This window comes from Thermoanaerobaculia bacterium, from assembly GCA_035717485.1.
GTDB lineage: Bacteria > Acidobacteriota > Thermoanaerobaculia > UBA5066 > DATFVB01 > DATFVB01.
Genome location: DASTIQ010000275.1, coordinates 1 through 3424, shown reverse-complemented (window position 1 = coordinate 3424; position 3424 = coordinate 1). Strand labels below are relative to the sequence as shown.

Below are 3424 nucleotides of genomic sequence, written 5' to 3'. Positions count from 1 at the left end.
CGCGTCGTACCTGCAGAGCCATCCCGCGGCGCCGCCGGCGTAGGCGCACGTTCGATGATCGACCGGGAAGTTGCTGCCAATACGAAGCGATGGCGCCTGCTTTCCGATTGCACGAACTGCGGGACGAGCGTCGTCGAACGGCCCGGGGCCTTTCGCATCGCGGAAGCCTTTCGCCGAAGTAACCGAGGCGAAAGCTTCGCGATGCGGGAGCGAAGCCGCCGCGAGGGGGTGGCGGCCATGCGGTCGAGTCGCTCGTTCGACGAGCCGCAGGGCCGTCACGCGCTCCCGGTCCCCGAGCAAGGCCTCGCGACGGCATGAGCAAACGAGCGGCCTGGGCCCTGCTGATCCTCTCGGCGGCCGCCGTCGTCCTGCTCTTCGTGTTCGCCCGCGAGCGCGCGGAGAAACGGCGGCGCCAGGGGCGCGGAGAGGTCGTGCGCGCCCCGTCCGCCGCGCCGATCCGCCTCGCACCGACTCCCCTGCCGCCGCCGCCGGCCGAGAAGACGCGCGTCACTCTCTTCTTCGTCGCCCGGGAGGACGGGTCGCTCCGTCCGGAGGAGCGCGACGTCGACAAGCCGACCGACGCCGTCGTGTTCGCCCGGACGATCATCCGCGAGGAGACCGCGGGGCCGAAGGACCCGGCCCTCCTGCCGGCGGTCCCCGCGGGAATGACGCTCCGCAACGCGTTCGTTCCCGGCGACGGGCGGGTCGTGGTGGATCTGAACGTCGATCCGGCGTGGGCGCGGGCGGCCGGGTCGGGCGACGAGCTCGCGTGCGTGGGGGCCATCGTCAACGCGATGCTCCAGAACATCGCGCGGACGGATCGCGTGCAGATCCTCGTCAACGGCAGCGCCGTCGAGACGCTCGCCGGCCACGTGGACGTGAGCCGTCCGATCCCGGCGATGAAGGACGTCCTGGGCGGCGCGGTCGAGACCGCGGTCCCCGGCGCCCCCGCTCCCGGCGCGGCCACGTCGACATCGCCGCCGCCGGCGACCACGGCGACGCCCGTTCCGCCTCCTCCTCCCGGGACGCCGCGATGAGCGACCCGCGGCCGATCGGCGTCTTCGACTCCGGCGTCGGGGGGCTCACGGTCGTCCGCCGGCTGCGCGAGGAGTTTCCCCGGGAATCGTTCCTCTTCCTCGGCGACACGGCGCGCCTGCCGTACGGAACGAAGTCGCCGGAGACGGTCGAGCGCTACTCGCTCGCCAACGTCGGCTTCCTGCTCGCCCGGGACGTGAAGTTCCTCGTCGTCGCCTGCAACACGGCCTCGGCGCTCGCGCTCCCCGCGATCGAGGCGATCTCTCCCGTGCCGGTCGTCGGCGTGATCGAGCCGGGCGCGGAGGCGGCCGTGGCCACGGGCCGGCGGCGCATCGGCGTCATCGGCACGGAAGCGACGATCGCGTCCGGGGCATACGTCCACGCCATCGCCCGCCGCGCGGCGGACCGCGAGGTGATCGTCCGCGCATGTCCGCTCTTCGTTCCGCTCGCGGAGGAAGGGTGGACCGAAAACGCCGTCGCGCGCCAGACGGCCGAGATCTATCTCTCGCCGCTCCGCGGGCGGATCGACGCGCTCGTCCTCGGCTGCACGCACTACCCGCTGCTGAAGGACACGATCGCGGCCGCGCTCCCCGGAGTCGTCCTCGTCGACTCGGCCGACGCGGTGTGCGAGGCCGTGCGGCCCCTCCTTTCCCCCGCGCGACGGAACGAAGAGGAATCGGAATACCATGTCTGCGTGACCGACGCGGCGGAGCGTTTCCGCGCCGTCGCCGAGAGATTTCTCGGCCGGCCGATCGACCGGCTCGAGCACGTCGAGATCACGGGGAACCTGTGACGAAAACGGGACGGCGAGAGGAAAGGGCGGCCGCCGACCGGCGGCGAAACGGAGAGCCGCGCACCGACGGGCGGCGCGGGGACGGCCGTCTTCCGGACGAGATCCGTCCCGTCGCGATCGAGACCGGCGCCTCGCGCTGGGCGGAGGGATCGGCGCTCATCACCCAGGGGGAAACGCGCGTCCTCTGCACCGTTTCGATCGAGGACAAGGTCCCGCCGTTCCTCAAGGGGACGGGAACCGGCTGGGTCACCGCGGAGTACGGGATGCTGCCGCGCGCGACCCACACGCGATCGGCGCGCGAAGCCGCGAAGGGAAAGCAGGGCGGCCGCACGATGGAGATCCAGCGTCTGATCGGGCGCGCGCTGCGGAGCGTCGTCGATCTCACCGCGTTCGGCGAGCGGACTTTCACACTCGACTGTGACGTGCTCCAGGCCGACGGCGGCACACGCTGCGCGTCGATCACGGGCGCGTGCGTCGCGCTCGCCTGCGCGTTCGCGAGAGTCGCCGACCAGCACTTCCTGCGGAACTGGCCGATGCGCGAAACGGTCGCGGCGGTCTCGGTCGGACGGCACGAAGGGGCGACGCTCCTCGACCTCCGCTACGACGAGGACTCCGCGGCCGAGGTGGACTGCAACCTCGTGGGCACGAAGTCGGGACGGTTCGTCGAGATCCAGGGCACGGCCGAGAAGGAGCCCTTCTCGAAGGAGCATCTCGACGAGTTCGTGCGGCTCGGAAGCGTCGGCCTCGCCCTGCTCTTCGAGATCCAGCGCGCCGCGATCGACCCGGCGATCGCCGGACTCGGACTTTCCGAGACCGCCTTCCGGAGGACGTAGACATGGGCAACGACCCCGCCGGCATCGGCCAGAGCGATCCCGCCGTCGGCCGCTATCTCGATTCCGTTCTCGGCAACGAAGACGAGGTCCTCGCGGAGATCCGGGAACGGTCGCTCGCCGCGGGCCTTCCCGAAATCCAGGTCGCGCGCCTCGACGGGCGGCATCTCGAAGCGATCGCCCGCGCGGCCCGCGCCCGGAAGATCGTCGAGATCGGAACGCTGGGAGGCTACTCCGGCGTCTGCCTGGCCCGCGCCCTTCCGCCGGGCGGAACCCTCGACACCTTCGAGTACGAACCGAAGCACGCGGACGTCGCGGCGGAATCGTTCCGGCGGGCCGGCCTCTCCGACCGCGTGCGCATCCACGTGGGGCGGGCGCTCGAGAAGCTCCCCGAGATCGTGCGGGACGGCCCTTTCGACCTGGTCTTCGTCGACGCGGACAAGACGAGCTATCCCGGCTACTACCGCTGGGCGGCCGGGCACCTGCGCCGCGGCGGCGTGCTGCTCGCCGACAACGTGTTCCGCGCGGCGTTCGGGCCCCAGGAAGGCTGGAGCCGCGAGAGCGTCGAGGCGCTCGACCGGTTCAACCGGGAGCTGGCGGGAGGGGAAGAGTTCATGACGACCTTCCTGCCGACGGTCGAGGGACTGGCTTTCGGGGTGAAGCTCTAGTCGGAGGGCGCCGCTGAACGGCGCGGTCGCGAGTCGGGCGCCGCTACGGCGCGGTCACGAGTCGGGCGCCGCTACGGCGCGGTCGCGAGTCGGGCGCC

Annotated in this window: 4 protein-coding genes; all 4 read left to right on the top strand. The window is 71.9% G+C overall.

The genetic code is table 11. The features are described from left to right. Window positions 1-314 precede the first annotated feature (314 nt). From VFS34_14395 to VFS34_14380, 4 genes are read left to right on the top strand one after another with little or no spacing between them, the layout of a single operon-like run. The gene (locus VFS34_14395; protein ID HET9795640.1) at window positions 315-1037 is read left to right on the top strand and encodes a GerMN domain-containing protein; all 723 of its coding nucleotides are present in this window, start codon (window positions 315-317) and stop codon (window positions 1035-1037) included. Continuing rightward, window positions 1034-1828, top strand: coding sequence for a glutamate racemase (gene murI / locus VFS34_14390; GenBank protein ID HET9795639.1), 795 nt, complete (start codon window positions 1034-1036; stop codon window positions 1826-1828). The genes VFS34_14395 and murI overlap by 4 nt, the downstream gene beginning before the upstream one ends. Then, window positions 1825-2661: a ribonuclease PH gene (gene rph / locus VFS34_14385; protein ID HET9795638.1), complete on the top strand. Its 837-nt coding sequence runs from the start codon at window positions 1825-1827 to the stop codon at window positions 2659-2661. The genes murI and rph overlap by 4 nt, the downstream gene beginning before the upstream one ends. 2 nt (window positions 2662-2663) lie before the next feature. Then, a complete protein-coding gene (locus VFS34_14380) occupies window positions 2664-3326 on the top strand; it encodes an O-methyltransferase (GenBank protein HET9795637.1) in 663 nt (220 codons plus the stop codon). Window positions 3327-3424: the final 98 nt, after the last annotated feature.

Excerpts from the sequence above, each read along its gene's own strand:
- murI (HET9795639.1), top strand. The coding sequence starts at position 1,034 with ATGAGCGACCCGCGGCCGATCGGCGTCTTCGACTCCGGCGTCGGGGGG.
- VFS34_14380 (HET9795637.1), top strand. The coding sequence starts at position 2,664 with ATGGGCAACGACCCCGCCGGCATCGGCCAGAGCGATCCCGCCGTCGGC.
- VFS34_14395 (HET9795640.1), top strand. The coding sequence starts at position 315 with ATGAGCAAACGAGCGGCCTGGGCCCTGCTGATCCTCTCGGCGGCCGCC.